The sequence below is a fragment of the Mycoplasmopsis ciconiae genome (assembly GCF_036350065.1).
GTDB classification, from domain to species: Bacteria; Bacillota_I; Bacilli_A; order Mycoplasmatales; family Metamycoplasmataceae; genus Mycoplasmopsis; species Mycoplasmopsis ciconiae.
This window is the reverse complement of record NZ_JAZDWZ010000005.1, coordinates 14,348-33,464: the sequence shown is the minus strand read 5'-3', so window position 1 is coordinate 33,464 and position 19,117 is coordinate 14,348. Positions and strand designations below refer to the sequence as shown.

Sequence of the window (19,117 nt, the reverse complement as noted above, 5' to 3'; positions counted from 1 at the left end):
CTTAAAACTTGATATTTTGAGTTGTTAAAAATCTTTTTAAAGTGTCAATAGCTTCATCTATTTGACCATTGTTTTTTTGTTCTTGAGCTGTGTTTATAATGTTAGATGCGGTTCTTTGTAGCGATGTATCATTATAAAACTTAGTGTATATAGCATCTTTAACATATGAGAAATAAAGTTTATACTGTTTATCTTTATCGTTTGATCACATGAATTCTCTATAAGTTCTTGTGTCTTTGTCAGCGTAATCAAATCTAGCGTCAACTAAGTTTCTATTAATGTTTTTTGAATCGACTACAGCATAAACGCTTTTGTTTGTCATTCTTGATAATCACTTAACATTGTCTGTTCCTAGACTTTGTGAAATCTCGACGAAGTTTCTATAAATATCCACTAAAATTGAAGCGTTAATTGGGTCACTTAAGTCACTTAGAGCCTCATCTGTTAATTTTCATGTTTGTATGTTTGAGCCAGGTTTATTTGTTTTCAAGTTAGCTAATGATTTATCTAAATAAACAATCATTTCTAATTTTTGTTTATCGCTTAAAGTATTAATATCTTGCTCACTAGATTTTGAAATAACTTTATTAGCAAAATCTTTCATAGCCTTTTTTATACTTTCGTTAGCTGGTGTATTTTCAACATAATCTCTAAATTCTTGTACTTTTTGGTTATAAGCTTCAACCAAGGAAACATTTTTATTGTATGTTGGTGTATAAATATTGGCTAAAACATTATCAATAACTTTATTGTATTTTTGTTTTAAATATTCAATACCTTTAATAAATTGAATTTTATCTTCGTTTTTAGGTATTTTTGAAAGTCATAATTTAACGTTTTCGTCTAAATTATAGAATATTTCGTTTAATCTATCAATGTATAAATAAGCCTGTGTTGAATAAGGGATTAAACCATCATTAACAAATATAAATTCAATACCCCTTGAAGCACGCTGCGCTTCTATAATTGAAGAATCCATTGAACCGGCTCTCTCAACTCCAGAATTAGGGTGTCAGAAATTCCCTGTATAACGTGATAGATCATTATTATAGAAAGGACATTGTTCTAAAAAGTAACTACCACAAAACTCTAACTGAATAAATGATGGGGAGTTGCTACTGAAATTATATGGTTCAAGCTCTATTAATAATCTTTCACCAATTATTTTAGGAAGTAGTCCATATTCACCTATAGCTCATCCTGAATTATAAAAACGACTAATTATTTTCTTGACAGTTTCTTGTGTGCTTCTATCTCAGAAAAGATCATCATTGTCAGAGTTAGGGTTATTTATAATTTGTTGTGCTAATATGCTGTATTGTTGAGCTGTTGACTCAATTGATTTTACCATCAATCTTGCGATAGAATCGTTTGGGTTTTGCTGAAGTTTTTGATAGTATTTGTTTTGCATATCAGAAGTAAATTTGTTAAATCCTTTTATTGAATTTATTGTTGATTTTCTAATAAGCAATGTTTCATATTGTTTAGGCTCTGGTGATATATAACTATCTAAAATCCCATTAAGCATTTCATTATCTTTTTGAGTAATGGTTTTAGCTTGATCGATTACTTGATCATTTAATTTATCTTTAATTTCTTTGGCACGATAATCACTAAATTTTTTCAAATTATCTAGTGCTTCTTTTAATCTTCTTGCTAACTCGTCAATATTGGCATTTGGGTTTGATAATTCTTCCTTAATTTTTGAAATTTCATTAATTAAATTAATTGACTCTTCGCCACCGATAATACCGTTTCCTGGGTCATTAAGTATTTTTTGAATTTGATTATCTAAATCATTAATAAGTATTTCTTTTTGTGATTTACCCGCTTCTGCATCAGTTATAGATTTAAGTGTTTCTCTAATCTGATCGATATTAGCAATAAGTGAATTATTGTCATTTAAAATATTTTGCGCTTCTGTTATGACTGCAGATATTTTTTGGGCTGTTTTATTTAATTGATCACTTGATTTGTCTAACGAATCAACAAACGCTTGAGATGTTTGAATTTGATCTTGTAACTTATCTTTAGATGATTTTATCTGTTGGTCGATTTTTTGTTTTTCACTTTGAATATTGTTATAAAGTTCTTCAGCTCTAACTTTTGCTCTTTTTACCATTTCTATAGTGTCATTTGGAGAATTATCAATTTCATTTAGTTGGCCTTGGAAGTTATTTTTGATTTTTTGGTAATTAGGATTTGTAAGCGAATTTATTAAGCTTTGATTTTTGTTTACTAAAACATTTAAACTTGCTATTTCTTCGTTTAAATCAAATACATCTTTTAACTTCTTAGCTTCTGAAATTAAATCGTTTATTTTTTGGGCTGTTTCTTTAAATTTCTCAGGTGAAGTAGTTAATGCCAACGGTTCAAGAATATCGTTCAATTTATTATTTATATCTTGAATAATAGTTCCGTATTTAGGATCTTGTAAATTTTCATTAAAATATTGATTTAAATTTTCTAAAGATTTATCAATAACAATTTTTGAATCGTTAATAGGCACTATTAACTCATCAATTTTGTGTTTGTAAAAATCCAACATTTTAGATACAAGAGGATTTAATGTAGCATCAGCGCTTGAAAAATCCTGCGATTTAACAATCTCATCTATGTATTTGTTATAAGCTTTATTTATTTTATTTTGTTGGGTATCATCTAAATTTTCTGGTAATTTTAAAGATTCAACCTCATTATTTATAGCATCTGTAATAACGTTTTGTGACTGTTTATAGTTATTTACGATTTCTTGTAATTTATTTTTAGCTGAATTTATTTTTTCTTGTAGTTTTTCATTTGAATATTGTGTCGAATCTAATGCCCTCTTAGTTTCATCTAACAACGCTTTAGCTTTTTGATATTCGCTCGCAAGAATTCCGCTTGATAAATCTGTAGTTGAAATCCCTGTAACAAATTTATGATAAGAATCAACAGAAACAATAACTTTATTGAAATCAGCAACAATAGTATTTCTATTTTCTTTTTCCTCTAAATAATTATTTTTAAGTGCATTAACATCTTGAATTAATTTTTCTAAATCATTAATGTTGATTTTTGATGTGTCAACAGTGCTTATTAACTGAGATAAATCATTTAAATATTTATCAGGATAAATAGAATTGCTATCTTGTTTTTTATCTGCGTTTAAAAGATCTCTAAAATCTTTTATTGCTGCACTTAGTTCTATAACCTTTTGCTTAATTGGCGCGATTTTACTATTAGCTTCGTTTACGCCGTCTAAAATATTATTTGGCTTAGGTGTGTAAAAGTCTGAATCGCTGTTGTCATTATGAATTCTTCTATCGGCTTCATCGCGAACTGAATTAACAAAATTATTAAAATTATCTTCGATTATTGATTCAATTTGATCAGGGCTAAATTTGTAAGAATTTATTTGTTCTAATAAATAATTAGTAGATTTATTTTGTAATTGATTATATAAATCATCAAAATCATTTTGAAGTTTCTTAGCTTTATTTAAGTAAGATATTTCAGCTTGAGCTGGGTTGGTTTCATCAGAAGCTTCTTTAGCTTTTTCTAATAGAGAAAGAATTTGATCTTGAATGTTTTTATATTCATTGTCGTTTTCTTTATTTTTTGAGGCGTTGTTTTGATAAATTTGATTAAGTTTAGAAATTAAATTATTTAAATCTTGTTTAGCAACATCCATTTTAGCTATATCTATAGCTTTTTTAAGTTCAACAATGTTATTTTCAATATCTTTAACGCTAGCGTCATTTTGGTTTGTTTTAGCAGTTAAATCATTGATTTTTTCTTGTAATTTATTAGCCTCATCAGCGTATTCTTCGCCTTTTTGGTTAATTTTTTCAATTAAACTTTCTGCCTCATTTTTTACTTTTTCAAACTCCTGTTTTGATGCGGCTGAATCATTAGAATTTTTACGTTTTTCTGCTTGTGCATCAGCAATTGCATCAACAAGATTTTGATTGAATAAAGCAATCTCTTGTGAATCATTTGCACTTGTAGCGGTGTTTTTATTGATAATGTCGTTTAATTTATTGTAAGCACTTTGATCTGTTAAATCTTTGATACTTTCAAGAGTTTGTTTAGCTTCATTTACTAAGTTTTTATTTTCGTCTAATAAAGCTTTTTTATTGTTGTATTCGTCAATTAAGTCATCAATTTTTTTAGTTGAATCCACGACATTATCTTTGTTAAAGTCATGCGATAAATCTTGCAATATTTTATCAACTTTATCTTTTAAATTTGGTTCATAATCTTTATGAGATTCATTTGCGATTATATTATTAACTTCTGTTAATTTGGTTTCCAAATTATCTTTAACTTTTTGAAGTTTGTTTATTTGATTATTAAATTCATCTTTAATACTTGAAATTTGGGTTGGTGTTAAATTATTCAAATTATTTACAGAATTTCAATCTAAAATATCATTTTTTATTTTATCAACGCCACTGTTTCATATTGGTGCTAATTTAGAATTCTCAGAATTATCTTTGGCAGCGTTGACAGCTTTTTCAAATTCAGATATTTCTTCATTTACTGCTTGATCATAGATATTTTGGCTTTTTTGTTCTAATTGATTTTTAAGTTCTTTAAATTTATCTACATCTTTAGAGTTATTCGCTTCTAAAATATTTTTTTGCTTAATTGTTTCTTTTATGAATTCATTTAAATCGTTAAATAAATTAGTATTAGCTGTACCTATTTTTTGGTTAGTTTCGTTTGCTTTGTCAATTGATTTTTGTAAATCTTCAATAGCTTTTTTAATATCACTGCTTAAAAGTGCATCCTCAATTTTTTGTATTTGATCTATATATAACTGAGCGTTTTTGTGTGAATCGTTTGTTTGGGACTCTATTTCATTAAGTTTATTTTTAAGAATATCATCATTTTTTTCTTCAGCGATTTCTTTAGCTTTTTCTAATGTTTTTTGATACTTATCTTTAAGTGAATCTAATAATAAGTCCTCAATTTCTTTTTTGGCATTTAAATAATCTTCATTATTTTTAGGATTTTTTTGATTTAGTTGTGAATCTATTGTGTTTATTTGTGTTGAAAGGTTTTCTTTTGTATTTTTATCAGAAATTGAATCAATAATTTCCTTTGCGATTTGTAATGTTTTGTCATAGTCGCCTTTAACAGAAACAACTTCTTCAGCTTCACGTTTGATATCTCTTAATTCTTGTATCAGTTCATTAATTTTTGCAATATTTTCGTTGTTATTATTCGAATTAAATGTATCAATGATGTCATTAACTTTTTTATCAAAATTCTCTTTTATGGATGGGTAATTTTTTAAATTATTGTTAGATCATTCTTGAATTTGGTCTTTTTCGAAATTAAATCTGCTATTTGCTAAATCTAAATCAGATTTGTGTTTGTTTAAGGAATCACTAATTTCTTTTAATTTATCAATAGCATCAAAATAATCCTGTTTTACAGGTGAAGAAGGTAAATTTTTATCTACTTTATCAACTTGATTTAATAAATTATTTTTAGTTAGAGGGTAATCACTTAAATCTTTTTCGATTTTCTTAATTAAGTTATTTTTATTGTTTTCGTATTCGTCTTGCGCTTTATCATTTTGTCTAACTTTATTTTTATAATCTTCCAATCAATTTCTTAATTCATCTGCTTTTTGTTTTTTAAAACTTTCATCAGAATTATTTAAGTATTGAGAATATTCATTAATCTTATTTGCTGTATCTTCCTGTACAGAAGTGTTATCTGGATAATTTTGAGAAAATAATTTAACCGCTTCAATTGCATTTTCTAATTCGTTATCATCGTAAGATTCTGAGACTCTTGATAAATTATCTTTTAAAAAGTCTCTAATTTCTTTAGCTGATTCTAAATATGTTTGCGATTGTTGTGAATTTTCATTTTTTGTTGTTAAATTATTTATTAAATCTTGCGCTTGTTTAATTAATTCTTGGTTGTCGTTTTCATTTAGTTTTTTAATAAAATCTTGTAAATTTTTCTTGGCATTATCAAAAGTATCTTTTGCAGTTAATGTTTGTTTAAATTTATTGTTGGCTGAAATAAACAATTGTTCTAAATTGTCATTAATTTCTTGAATTTGGGCAACATTTTTGTTATTTAAGTCTTCATTAGAAACTCTAATTTCATCTAAAGCTTTCTTAATTTCATCCGCTTGAATATTGAAAACATTTTTTACTTTTTCAATCAATTCTTCAATCTTAGAAACATTATCTTTATACTTATTTCTTTGTTTATCTAGCTCTAATTTATCTTTTAATCCGCCATTGTAAATTTGATTCAATTCGTCTGTAGCTTGCATGTATTCGTCTGTCGAATGTTCTGAATCGCTATTTAAAAGAGCGTTGTTTTTTTGGTTATTTAATTTTTCAACTAAATTAGGATATTTATTAGAATCGTTTAAGCTTTCAATTAAATTATTAACTTTTTCAAGAGCAGATTCGTATTTTTCTTTTGGTGTTTTATTTTTTTCAAATTCATAAACAATAGAATCATGCGCATCAGCGATTTCTTTTAAGACTTTCGGAAAGTCGTCTATTTGATTAACACCACCATATTTATCAATTATTTCATTCACTTTTTTAGTGAATTGATCAATTGCTTCTTTGTTATTATCTGTGCTATTTTTAACTGAGTCCTTTAAAGTGTCAATGTTATTTTGTAAATCAGATTTTAAGAATTTATTATCTTCAATTTTTTTATCAACTTCATTTTCAATTCTACTTAAATCGTTAATTGCTTTTTGGAAGTCTTTTCAATCTGCCTCGGGATTATTTGATAAATCTGTTTTAATATTATTAATCTGACTTAAAAAATCTTCTTTTTGTTTATTTGTTAAATCATCGCTATTTTGGATTTTTTGAATTAATTTATCAGCTTTATTATTAAAGTCTTTTTTGTTATCATCGTTTAATTGTTTATATTTTTGATTAGCTTTTTCGATTTTATCAGCTAAATCTTTAGTTTGTTTTTCAATTTTTGCTAAATTATCTTCTTGATTAACTTTTTTAGCTGAATCATTTTCTGAACTTAGATCCATTAAAACAGATTCGGAATTATCTAATTTTGAACCTGATAAAAATTCATCTGCTTCTTTTATTTTTTCTTGTAATTTTAAATAAGAATTTAAACGTAGTTCTTTGTTAGCACTGCATTGTTTAGCTAGGAAAAAAGCTCCTAATCCGCCACCTAATAAAGCTACTGAACTTAGTGTAGCTATAATTATAACTTTCTTTTTCTTTTTATTATTATCAGAATTATTATTGTTATTTTTCATAATCACCTCATAAATAAAAGTTTTTATATTTAAAATTTTATTAAATTCAACAAAACATGTATCTTGTCTCTAATGTTTTGAATAATTAACAAAAAATAAACTTTTATCGCTGTTTTAATTACGAATTCACTTTTTTAAAATGCTTTAGTGATCTTGTTTAAATTTATTTTAATAGAAAATAAAAATTTTATAATTTTAAAACCTTTATATAGCACTTATAAATAAAAATAGCGCGTTTTAAAAACGTGCTATTTTTAGTAATTAAATGTCTTTTAATTCTTTTTTAAGTAAGTCTAAAACTTGTGTTTGATCATCTAACATAATTGCTTTATTAGCTAATTCTTTCATTTGTTGATAATCAAGTTTTGAGGCTAATTCTCTAGCTGCTAAAACATTTGAAGCTGACATACTAAATTCATCTAAACCTAAACCAAGTAAGATAGGTAATGCTTTTGAATCACCTGCCATTTCGCCACACATACCAGCTCATTTGTTATTTTTGTGAGCTCCATCAATAACCATTTTAATTAATCTTAAAATTGATGGATTTAGCGGTTGATATAAATAAGAGATGTTTTCATTCATTCTATCAGCTGCCATTGAGTATTGGATTAAATCATTTGTTCCAATTGACACAAAATCTGCATATTTACAAAATACATCACTTAATACGGCTGCAGCAGGAGTTTCCATCATTAAACCAAATTCAATGTTTTCTCTTGGTGCTATTTGAGCATTTTCTTGTTTTAATTCTAAATATGTTTGTTCAAAAACTTCTTTAGCTTGTAAAAACTCATCTACATTTGTAATCATCGGAATCATAATTGCTAACTTACCATAATAACTAGCTCTAATCAATGCTCTAAGTTGTGTTTTAAAAATATCTAAATTTTGTAAACAAAATCTTACAGCTCTATAACCTAAAAATGGGTTTAATTCTTCTGGGAACTTGTAGTATTTTAATGTTTTATCACCACCAATATCAAGTGTACGAATTACAACTCTTTTATTATTCATTCCTTCAAGAACTTTTTTGTAGGCTTGGAATTGCTCTTCCTCTGTTGGTCAGTTTTGATTATCCATGTATAAAAATTCACTTCTGAATAATCCAATTCCTTCTGCGTCATTGTCTAATACACTCATTAAATCATTTGGAGTTCCGATGTTTGCAGCTATTTCAATGTGTCTTCCGTCTTTAGAAACACTAGCTTTTCCCTTAAGTGCTTTAATTCTCTCAAGATATTCTTTATATTGTTGCATCGCTAACTCGAATTTTTTAATTTCCTCTTGTGTTGGATTAACAACAACGTCTCCTTTAGATCCATCTAAAGCAATAATGTCTCCGTTTTTGCAAGCTGACATAATCGAATTAGTCCCAACTACACTAGGAATACCTAAACTTCTAGCCATAATTGCTGTATGTGAAGTTGGTCCACCAATATTAGTAACAAAACCTTTAACGAATTTTTTGTTCAATTGTACAGTTTGACTAGGGCTTAAATCTTCAGCTACAATAATAACTTCTGTATCAATTGCAGCTAAATCAGCTTCTTCAATACCATTAAGCGCAAATAACATTTTTTTAGCTACATCTTTTACGTCTGCAGCTCTTTCACGCATATATTCGTCATCCATAGCTAAAAACATATCTGCAAATTGATTATAAAATTCTTTTGTTGCGTATTCGGCACTAACTTTGTCATTTAAAATCATATTTGTAATTGATTCATTTGCGTATGGATCTGTAACAAAGTTTAAATGAGCTTCGAAAATAGCTGCATGTTCTGGATCTTGAGCAAGTTCTTTTGTTTTATTAATTTTCTCAGTAACTTTAGAAATTGCATCTTGATAAAGTTTAAGTTCTTTTTGGGGATCGTCAGAGTTTTTAGTCACTTCTAAAGGTAACTCTTCTATCTTAAAAACCTTAGCAATTGCTACACCCTTAGATGCTCCAATTCCTTTTATTTTCATAAATAACTCCTTTATATGTGTATTTAATAATATTATTTTATACTTTAAAGATTTTGCTCCCTTGTCAATACATATATAAAATAAAGAAATGTGGAAAGATTTACAAAAATTACGCTCAAAATTTACTTGTGTTTTAAACTATTAAATGTTCAAAAAAATTAATTCAAAAAGCTAACAGATAGATTGTTAGCTTTTTGAATTGTTTTTTTATGAGTGTTTAAATCCACCTACACTTTTTTCGTCTAAAGAAACTGTAGGTTTATTAACTTTAAGTTGTTCGATTGCATTTTTAATATCGTCCATTAATAAAGCAGCCATGTCTCTTCCAAAACCTTGTCTTACTAACACTCTTTGTACAACTATATCTTGAGCGTTAGCTGGAAGTGAATAAGCTGGGACTTGTCAGCCTCTAACACGTAATTTATCAGCTAAGTCGTATAAATTAAAACCTAAATCCACTCCATCTTTGAATTTTCATGTTGTTGCAGGTATTCCTTTATTTGGATCTCCATCATGTACTAAATCAAAATATCCTAATTTATTCAATTCGTCAGCGATGAATTTAGCTGTATCATAGCAGTTTGAGTGAATTTTTTTGTATCCTTCTTTTCCTAAACGTAAGAATAGATAATATTGACTAATAATTTGTCCAGCAGGTCTTGAAAAGTTAATTTGAAACACTGGCATATCTCCACCTAAGTAATTTACGTGGAAAACTAATTTTTCAGGTAAGTAAGATTTGTCTCTTCAAACAACTCAACCAGCCCCTAAAGGTGCCAAACCAAATTTGTGTCCAGAAGCGCTAATTGATTTAACTCTATTAACTCTAAAATCTCAAATTATATCAGGAGCACAAAATGGTGCTAAAAATCCTCCGCTTGCTGCATCTACGTGCATATCAACATCTAATCCAGTGTCTTGTTGTAATTTATCTAATGCGTCACTTAATTCTTTAATAGGTTCAAAAGCTCCTGTGAATGTTAACCCAAATGTTGAAACAACACCAATTGTGTTTTCGTCTACATATTTAAGCATGCTTTCGCTATCCATATAAAAACGATCTTTTTCCATTGGGACTTGTCTTATTTCAATGTCTCAATATCTACAGAATTTTTCTCATACAACTTGAACAGGCCCACAAACTAAATTTGGTTTATCAATTGGTTTATTTAATTTGCGACGTTTTTCTTTCCATCTTTCAAGCATAGCCATACCACCTAACATGCAGGCTTCGCTTGAACCAATACCAGAAGTACCTATAGGTGATAAGTCTGAAGGTGCGTTTCATAAATTAGCAATAATATTTACACAACGACGTTCAATTTCAGCAGTTTGAGGATATTCATCTTTATCTATTAAGTTCTTATTTATAGATATATCCATCAATTCATGAACTTGTTTTTCTTCGTATGTTTGACAAAATGTGGCTAAATTTTGTCTTGCGTTTCCATCTAAAAATAATTCATCCTTAATTAATTCTAAAATATCATCTGGATTAGATTGATTTTCAGGCATTTTGTTTTTTGGTAATTTTATATCAGATATAGCACTACCAAAAACACTATCATTATCGTCTTTTGTATTAATTTTATGTAATGGCATATTTCCTTCTTTTATTTTTTGTATAAATTAAATCCATTTTTATTACAGAAATCTTTGATTATCTCATAACCTCTTACACTATTTCCGTAACTATCTAAAGGTGGACTAAATGTGGCTATCCCAAATTTACCCGGAACTACAGCCATGATCCCTCCACCGACACCACTTTTACCCGGAAGACCTACAAAATAGGCAAAATCACCTGATTTATCATAAAGACCTTCCATAGTCATTTCCGCTAAAATGTGGCTAATGTTTTGTGATTTAATTACTTGTTTTTTTGTTATTGGATGAATTCCATCATTAGCTAAAGTTGCTGCCATAATAGCTAAATCTTCAGAACTTACCAATGTAGAACATTGTCTTGTGTAAATTTCGCAAGCTTCCATAGCGTCGCTATATAAATTTTTTGCCGAGTATAATAATCAAGCAATAGCGCGATTATGAAAATTTGTTGTTTGTTCAGATTCATTAACTTCATCTGATAATTCAACCATATCAGACATCAGTGATTTTTGAAAATTAAGTATTTTTTCTCATCTATTTTCTTTATCTGTAGCTTTAATAATGCTTGTGGTTGCTATAGCTCCAGCATTAACAAGAGGAGATAAAGGTTTGTCCTTGTGAAGTTCCAACGCCATAACAGAATTAAATGGCAATCCCGTTGGGCTATCACCTATTTTATTTCTTATAGTTTGAGCTGAATTTTCTTCTAAAGCTAAGGCTAGAGTACACACCTTAGAAATAGATTCTATCGCAAAGCGATATTGAGAATCTCCAATATTAAATTTTTCACCATCAACACTAACTAAAGATGCTGCGCACAAGGAAGATTCGACATTTGCTAAATAAGGAATGTAGCTTGCATTTTGACCTTTTGATAAGTTTTTATATTTATCAAAAGACTCTTTTAAACTTGCTTTTAATTCATTTGTAATCATTATCTTCTCTTTTTAAGATTGTTGTTGTGGTGTTTGATCATTTTTGTGAGTTAATTTTTGCGCTTCTTCTTTTACTTTATCTACAATTTCACTTTCGATATGTTTTAACTCATTTTTTGCTTTTTGTAAAAAGTGCTTATGTGTTAAATCTTCTGTTTTTTCACTTGAATGGTTAACTAAACCAGGATTTGCATTTTCAACTTCTCATGTAAAAGGAGCAAAATCACTTTGAGGATCTTTTCAGTGATCTTTTTTGAATTTAATAATAATAAAAGGTATTAAGGTAAAAATGATTGCGGCTATAATTAACATTAAAACATAAATTAGTGGACTTCCAACATTTATTTGTGACGGCGGCACAAAACTTAATAAAAATGCTAAAAGTGAACCCATAAATCCAATTCCACCCACAACTAACATACCTATATTATATTTTCCTGGTATATGATAAGGCCTAGGTCTATTTGGTTGGCTATATCTTAAATAAATAGCTGCAGCAAACATTAATAAATACATTATTAAATATAAAATAACTGTTAGCTGACTTAAAATTTGATATGCTGCCTCAACTGAAGGTAACACAACAAAAAAGATTGATAAAGCAGTTACAATAAGTCCTTGAACTAATAATAAATGTGTTGGAACACCTTTTTTATTAGTGTGTTGGAATCATCTAGGTAGATATCCTGCTTTAGCTATAGCTAACATACCATTACTTGGTCCTGAAACTCAAGTAACAATTCCAGCCAAAACCCCAACAGCAAGCATAATTGCTATTATTGGTCCTAATCAAGCTACTCCGGCTCATTTAAATGCATTTAAAAATGTTATCAAAAGACCATTTGTAAGACTAAATTCTTTAGCTGGTAAAATTAATGAAATTGATAAAGTACCAAAAATGAAAATTAATACTGTTACAATTGAGGAAATCATAATTGCAAGAGGGTAATTTCTTTTTGGTTTATTTAATTCTGTAACATGGATAGCATTCATTTCCATTCCTGCGTAAAATAGGAAAATAGAAGCGGCTAAAACCAAATTATCAAAATTTTTGAATTGAGGGAAAATGTCGGTATTGAAATTTTCTGGCGCACCTTCTTTTGCGTAATACGCAACTCCAAAACCAATTAAAACAATTACAGGAATAATTGTTCCAATGATTCCACCTCATTTTGCAACTTTTGAGAACACTCCTGTTCCCAAAGATGAAAGTCCTGTTGCGATTCAATAAATCGCTAAAACAATAAATAAGACAAAATATTTATTGTTGCTTAGTTGATCTGCTGTTGCTTGGTCAGGACTAATATAGGCCAATGATACAGCTCCAAAAGTTAAAGCAGTTGGGAATCAAATTGTAACTTCTGCTCAAAGCAAGAACATTGAAACAAAAGCCAATTTAGGCCCAAAAGCTTCTCCAACTCATCTAAACACTCCACCTTTTTCAGTGTATGTTGATGCTAATTCCGCTGCTACTAAAGCAACAGGAATTAAAAACGAAACCGCTGCAAAAACATAGTAAAAGATTGAGGTTAATCCATAACCAGATTCTGCTGGAAGCCCTCTTAAGCTAACAACAGCAACAATATTCATCAAAATAAGACTTGATAAACTTAAGGCTTTTTTAGCTTTGACTGGAATGGCTCCTGTAGATTTGGTTGAATTTGTTTGAGTGCTGACAGTTGTATTATCAGATTTTTTAAACAAAATCTTACCTCCTAATAAGTAGTGACATTAAGTCATTTTTATTATATACCCGTTTAACACAAAAATTTGGATAAAGATAAAATTGGAAAATATTTCCAATATCACTAAAAAGATTAAAAAAAGCTTGTTTTGATATTGAATATTATATTTTTCAAAAAAAACTCATTTTTTTAAAAATGTTTTTTCGCCTTTGCTATTAACCCTAAAAAAACAGCTATTTTTTTACTGATAAATAATAAAAAAGCACAAAAAAATTAACGTATTTGGCGTTAATTTTTTTGTTGATTTGCTTTATTAATATACTCTAAAAATAATTTATAGGCAACAAACAATGACGAATGTGTTATTTCATTCTTTAAAATTTGTTGTAGCTCTTGAATATTGACTCATTTATTAAAGGATATTTTTTCAAAATAACTTCCATCCCCTTGAGCTTCGCAGCACTCAACACTTGAGTCAATCAACCCTAAATAAACATGAACTATTTCATTACTTTGGGTTGTTGCTAAATAAGGTGTATAAGAAATTATATTTTGTTGTGAAATTTTAAAACCACCTTCTTCAAAAGCTTCTTTTATCACTGTTTGAATTGGTGTTTCGTTTGCTTCAATAGTTCCTGTTATGCAACTGGGGTAAAATTTGTATTCGTTGTTTAAATGTTTTAAATTGGGGTAAAGTTGATAGCGTAAATGAAACAAATATTCACCATTTTCCTTTTTAAAAGCTAAAAAAGCGATGCTGTCAACGCCCTTTCTTTCTGCGTAAATAAACCCTTTATTGGTTTCATATAAACTTAATCACTTGGTTTGAAAAAGTAACTTATCTGGTTTCATATTTTAATTATAGATTTATTAAAAATATCAGTGCTAATTTTTAAAAAGTTTTTAATGTAAATTTGTTAATTTTTTTACATCAATATAAAAAACTTTACAAAATGGAAACACTAATGTGGAAAACTTGAAAAATTTAGCGTGGCTTTTTTGATAATTGAAATAGGGAGAATTTCCTAACGGGGGTAAAATGAAATTTAAAAAAATAATGACTTTGGTGTTGGCTTCAACATCAGCCACAATTCCTTTATTGTCGGCTTCTTGTGTTCAAACATCAGAACAATTAAAAAATATGGATGTAGTTGCCAATAAACTAAAAGATTTGGAAAGTCAAAACAAAAAACTAAATACTGAAGTTACGAAACTTAAAAAAATGGTAAGTGTTAACGAACTAAGAGATTATTATGTTCCAAACACAAATATCAAATATAAATCAAGTCCTGAAACTCAAAATTTACTAAAAGATATTTTTCAAGTTACAAACTCTGAAGAATATAACAAACTTGACAAAAATCAAAAAATATTAAAAATTAGCGAAATGATGCTTGGTCATCAATATGTAGGAGATTATTTAGTTGGATCACCAACTGTAGCAGAAGAGTTGATTGTTGATTTGTATAGATTAGATTGCTTTACATATTTAGATTATGTAAATGCCTTAATTACAGCTAAAAACATTGATACATTTATTGATAATCTTAAAGCCACAAGATATAAAAATTCACAAGTGGAATACTCAAAAAGAAAACACTATTTTACAGATTGAGAATTATCTGAACCTGCAATAGTTAAAAACTTAGTGGTTGATTCATTAGGAAGCGATAACATCGTTAAACATGAAATTAAAAATCTTAACGTTATAAAAGGAAAAGTAAATATTCAAGGAGCTAGTGAAGGTTCTAGAACAATATCTTACTTAAAACATGACAAATTAACAGATGAATTTTTAGCAAACAACTTTAAATCTGGTGACTTAATTATGTTAGCTGCTCCAGAAACATTAAACGACTGGCTAGACGTAACTCACTGTGGTTATTTAGTTTTTAAAGATGAAGACGGTAAAAAAGTTGCTTACTACAGAAACGCTTCAAGTAGCAAAAAATACAATCGTGTTGTAGATATTCCTTTAGTTGATTATATTAAAGATAGAAATTACGACACAAAAAATCAAAAACCTTATGATGCACCAAAAGTGCCTGGAATTTTACTTTATAGAACAATATAAATATGGATAATACAAAAAAATTAAATACGATTGACACAGAACAAAACAATCCTAATTCTAAAAATTTTTCATCTTTAAATACTATTGAAATGGTCGATATTATTATTAATGAAGATGCTCAAATTACTCAAAAAATTGCACAACAAAAACAAAAAATTAGTCAAATTATTGATTTAGCTTATCAAAAGGTTAAATTCAACAAAGGTAGATTAATTTATATAGGTGCTGGAACTAGCGGAAGAATAGGAATTTTAGACGCTAGCGAAATCTATCCCACTTATGGAGTAAAAGACAAGGTTTTAGCACTTATAGCCGGAGGTCAAAAAGCGATTACAAACGCTTATGAAAATGTTGAAGATGACGAAAATCAAGCAATTGAAGATTTAAAAAATATCAATTTCAATCAAAATGATATTTTAGTCGGTCTTGCTGCTTCAGGTAGAACTCCTTATGTTGTTGCCGCTTTAAAATATGCTAAAAAAATAAACGCCGCTTGTGTAAGTATAGCAAATACAAACAATGCACTAATTTCAAAATATGCTGACATATTTTTAGAAATAAACACAGGGGCTGAAGTTATTACTGGTTCAACTAGAATGAAAGCAGGAACCAGTCAAAAAATGATTTGTAACATTATTTCAACATCATTAATGACAAAATTAGGATATGTTGAACAAAATTACATGATTAATTTAATACCTTCAAATAAGAAATTGGTTCAAAGGTGTAAAAATATAATCAAAATAATAACTGATGCAAACGATCAAAAAATTGATGAGGTTTTTGAACAAACAAAAAATGTAAAAATGTCAATTATTATGTTAAAAGAAAATGTTAATTATGAACAAGCTAAAAAAATCTATGAGGAAATTTATGAATAAAGAAATAATTGAGCAATCTGCATTTGAAATTATAAGTTATGCAGGTGGCGCAAAAGCTCTATTTTTAGAGGCTGTTGACTACATATGTGATTTTGAGTTTGAAAAAGCTCAAAAGTGTATTAAACAAGGGCAAGAGATATTAGCTCAATCACACGAATCACACTATAAATTAATCACAATGGAAGCAAATGATTCGCTTGAAAAAACATCGTTGTTATTAATTCATGCAGAAGATCAATTTATGTCAGCAGAAAACTCATTAGTTTTAGCACAAAAATTACTTAAAGTAATGCAAACAATAGAGAAAAAACTCAATATGAAAGGTTAAAATGTCCAAGTATAAATTACAATCTTTAATTGTTTTATCAGTTCTGGCTGCTATTTTTACAATTATTGGTACATTAGCATTTATACCTTCTTTGGAAGTTTCGGCCAATAAAGATGTCGAAACCTTTAAAGATGTGCACGCGACATATGCAAATAGCAAATACTTAATCGCGACCGTTGTATTAATGGCTATTTTTGCTTTTTCAGCAATAGTTATATATGCTAAAAGTTTAATTAAAATATTTAAAAATAAACAAGAAAACAAAAATAAAGACCAAAAATTATTTTTAATTTTTGGCTCAATTACAATTGTTTTAACAACTGTAATGGTTATTTATGCAGCTGTAAGTTTTAGTGTTTTAGAAGACAATATTTTACTACTTAGTGCTACTAAAAATTTAATTGATTCTAATCCTGAAGAAGAAATTAAAAATATTTTTGTTAACTCACTAAATATGTCAATAAAAAACAACGAAATGATTAAATATATTATTTTAATTCCGCTATTTTTATTATGTGCAGATTATGCAGCAATGATAATTTACAAAATTGCTAAAAAAACACAAAAAACAAAAGTGGAGGTGGCTTAATATGAAAGTTTTATTAATTTGTAGTGGTGGTATGAGCACACAAATTTTAATTACTTCTTTAGAAAAAGAAGCACACAAACAAAATATTCAAAACTTCGAAGCTCAAGCTATAGGCGCAAATGAATTAGAAGATTTTAAGGAAGAATTTGACATTATTTTAGTTGCTCCACAAATAAAACATAAATTCGACCAAATTAATGAAGTCGCTCAAAAGAAAGGTAAAAAAATATACCAAATTCAAATGATGGAATACAATCCAATCGGAGCACCAAAACTTCTTAAAAACGTTGTGAAAGCGATGGAACAATAATGACAACAACCAAAAATAAGAAGAATTATATTCAAGCTTTCTTAAAATATGTAGAAAAAACATTCATGCCGATTATTTCTAAAATCGGAGAAAACAGATATATTGACGCTATTAGAAATGGAATGATTTCTATAATTCCGATTTTACTTATTGGTTCTACATTTTTAATTCTTTTCTTTTTCCCAATCGGAAAAAGCGAAACATTCGGAATCGACTTTTTACTTAAGGTTCAGGATGGTAAATGGGCATCTTTTATTATGTTGCCTTATAGATTAACATACCCAATGTTAGGTCTTTTTGCTGTAATGGGAATTGCAAGAAGCCTTTCAAAAAGTTATAAATTAGATGAACAACAAGGAATATTAATAGCTTTTATTGCATATTTAATTAGTATTGTTGGGCCTAATTACAAAGGAATAGCAAACCCTTCATTTACAACTGCGCAATTTGGTAGTGCAACTGTTTTTGGTGGTATGGTAGTTGCTATTTTGAGTGTTGAAATCTTTAGATTATGTGTTAAATACAAAATCACAATTAGACTTCCAAAATCTGTACCTTCAGTTGTTGCAAAACCTTTTAATGCCTTGATACCAATGTTATTGGTAATTTTACCAGCAGTATTTATCTTTAATTTCTGAGGTTTTGATATACATAAATACACCAACTTTATATTACAACCGTTACAATCTGTTTTTGGTGGTAATAACTATTTAGGATTTATTGTTGTTGTATTTTTAGTTATGGTTTTATGAATAGCAGGTATCCACGGTGTTGCTGTTGTTGGTGCTTTAGCTAGACCATTTTGATTAATAGCGCTAGATCAAAACCAAAAAATTATGACTGACTTAAAATTAACATCACTAACAGTAGCGGATAAAGGAAATATTTTAGTAGAACCATTTTTCCAATGATTCGTATGAATTGGTGGTGCTGGAGCAACTTTAGGTTTAATTATTGTTATGTTGATAATTGCCAAAAGTAAATACATTAGAGCTGTTACATATCCATCAATAGCCCCTGGAATTTTCAACATAAACGAACCAATTATCTTTGGTTATCCACTTGTTTTAAACCCTTATTTAGCTTTACCAGCAATTTTTACACCTATAATTTTAGGGACAATAACATTTATTTGTATGAAACTAAACATTGTTTCGATCCCAACTCAAACAGTTGGATGAACACTACCAACACCTGTTGGAGCATTTCTAAGTACAGGATTGGATTGAAGAACATTAGTTCTTTCATTAATATTAATTGTCGTAAGTTGTTTTGTTTGATTACCTTTTGCTAAAGCCTACGATAATAAAATGGTAGCTGAAGAAATTGAACAAGAAATTCAAGATAGAATTGAACTAGCTAAACAAAATTCTCATGATTATGATGAAAAATTAATTAGAGAAGAAGTAACAAAAGAATTTAAATCAAGAAAAATTTTCAAATTTAAAACTAAAAAAAGTAAGTAATTTTGTAAA

General features: G+C 28.3%; 12 protein-coding genes. 6 read left to right on the top strand and 6 right to left on the bottom strand.

Annotated features, from left to right (window positions below; translation table 4 throughout):
- Window position 1: 1 nt before the first annotated feature.
- The 6 genes from V2E24_RS01865 to V2E24_RS01840 form a co-directional block, all read right to left on the bottom strand.
- Window positions 2-7,261, bottom strand: a complete 7,260-nt coding sequence (locus V2E24_RS01865; RefSeq protein WP_330500729.1) for a hypothetical protein — start codon at window positions 7,259-7,261, stop codon at window positions 2-4.
- A 261-nt stretch (window positions 7,262-7,522) separates the two neighbouring features.
- Window positions 7,523-9,232, bottom strand: coding sequence for a phosphoenolpyruvate--protein phosphotransferase (gene ptsP, locus V2E24_RS01860; RefSeq protein ID WP_330500728.1), 1,710 nt, complete (start codon window positions 9,230-9,232; stop codon window positions 7,523-7,525).
- Between the two features lie 207 nt (window positions 9,233-9,439).
- Complete coding sequence (locus V2E24_RS01855) at window positions 9,440-10,834, bottom strand: glutamate decarboxylase (protein ID WP_330500727.1); 1,395 nt, start codon at window positions 10,832-10,834, stop codon at window positions 9,440-9,442.
- Between the two features lie 11 nt (window positions 10,835-10,845).
- A complete protein-coding gene (gene glsA / locus V2E24_RS01850) occupies window positions 10,846-11,775 on the bottom strand; it encodes a glutaminase A (RefSeq protein ID WP_330500726.1) in 930 nt (309 codons plus the stop codon).
- Window positions 11,776-11,787: 12 nt separating this feature from the next.
- Window positions 11,788-13,479 (bottom strand): putative glutamine/gamma-aminobutyrate antiporter GadC, encoded by a 1,692-nt coding sequence (gene gadC / locus V2E24_RS01845; protein WP_330500725.1) that lies wholly within the window; start codon window positions 13,477-13,479, stop codon window positions 11,788-11,790.
- A 269-nt stretch (window positions 13,480-13,748) separates the two neighbouring features.
- Entirely contained in the window at window positions 13,749-14,312 is a 564-nt protein-coding gene (locus V2E24_RS01840) for an NUDIX domain-containing protein (RefSeq protein WP_330500724.1), read from the bottom strand.
- Between the two features lie 187 nt (window positions 14,313-14,499).
- Between V2E24_RS01840 and V2E24_RS01835 the strand changes: the two genes are divergently transcribed.
- Genes V2E24_RS01835 through V2E24_RS01810 form a run of 6 tightly spaced genes read left to right on the top strand, consistent with a single transcriptional unit; the run spans window position 14,500 to window position 19,108 of the window.
- Window positions 14,500-15,534, top strand: a complete 1,035-nt coding sequence (locus tag V2E24_RS01835; protein WP_330500723.1) for an N-acetylmuramoyl-L-alanine amidase-like domain-containing protein — start codon at window positions 14,500-14,502, stop codon at window positions 15,532-15,534.
- Window positions 15,535-15,536: 2 nt separating this feature from the next.
- Entirely contained in the window at window positions 15,537-16,415 is an 879-nt protein-coding gene (locus V2E24_RS01830; RefSeq protein ID WP_330500722.1) for an N-acetylmuramic acid 6-phosphate etherase, read from the top strand.
- A complete protein-coding gene (locus V2E24_RS01825) occupies window positions 16,408-16,743 on the top strand; it encodes a PTS lactose/cellobiose transporter subunit IIA (protein WP_330500721.1) in 336 nt (111 codons plus the stop codon). Before V2E24_RS01830 ends, V2E24_RS01825 begins: the two co-directional genes overlap by 8 nt.
- A gap of 1 nt (window position 16,744) precedes the next feature.
- Entirely contained in the window at window positions 16,745-17,332 is a 588-nt protein-coding gene (locus V2E24_RS01820; protein WP_330500720.1) for a hypothetical protein, read from the top strand.
- 1 nt (window position 17,333) lies between these two features.
- Window positions 17,334-17,642: a PTS sugar transporter subunit IIB gene (locus tag V2E24_RS01815; RefSeq protein ID WP_330500719.1), complete on the top strand. Its 309-nt coding sequence runs from the start codon at window positions 17,334-17,336 to the stop codon at window positions 17,640-17,642.
- The gene (locus V2E24_RS01810; protein ID WP_330500718.1) at window positions 17,642-19,108 is read left to right on the top strand and encodes a PTS sugar transporter subunit IIC; all 1,467 of its coding nucleotides are present in this window, start codon (window positions 17,642-17,644) and stop codon (window positions 19,106-19,108) included. The genes V2E24_RS01815 and V2E24_RS01810 overlap by 1 nt, the downstream gene beginning before the upstream one ends.
- Window positions 19,109-19,117: the final 9 nt, after the last annotated feature.